1 protein-coding gene is annotated in these 521 nt (G+C 64.5%); it reads left to right on the top strand.

Annotation, left to right across the window (positions count from 1 at the left end):
• Positions 1–34: 34 nt before the first annotated feature.
• Positions 35–521: S-adenosylmethionine synthetase N-terminal domain-containing protein (locus tag CWM66_RS28230; RefSeq protein ID WP_304598307.1), on the top strand; the 487-nt coding region annotated here is incomplete at its 3' end.

Raw genomic sequence — 521 nt, 5'->3', positions numbered from 1 at the left:
CATCTTTCCATCCGAATCAAGGGATATAAGCCTGATGTCCAGCTACCTCTTCACCTCCGAGTCGGTCTCCGAAGGCCACCCGGACAAGGTTGCCGACCAGATCTCGGACGCCGTTCTGGATGCCATCCTGACCCAGGACCAGCGCGCCCGCGTGGCCTGCGAGACCATGGTCAAGACCGGCGTGGCGATCGTCGCCGGTGAGATCACCACCAGCGCCTGGATCGACCTGGAAGCGCTGACCCGCAAGGTGATCGTGGACATCGGCTACGACAGCTCCGACGTCGGCTTCGACGGCGCCACCTGCGGCGTGCTGAACCTGATCGGCAAGCAGTCCCCGGACATCAACCAGGGCGTGGACCGCAAGAAGCCGGAAGAACAGGGCGCGGGCGACCAGGGCCTGATGTTCGGCTATGCGACCAACGAAACCGACAGCTACATGCCGGCGGCGATCCACCTGTCGCATCGCCTGGTCGAGCGCCAGGCGCTGGTGCGCAAGAAGAAGAACTCGCCGCTGCCGTGGC

The organism is Kosakonia sp. H7A (assembly GCF_003028445.1).
Classification (GTDB): domain Bacteria; phylum Pseudomonadota; class Gammaproteobacteria; order Enterobacterales; family Enterobacteriaceae; genus Kosakonia; species Kosakonia radicincitans.
This window is presented reverse-complemented; position numbering and strand designations above follow the sequence as displayed.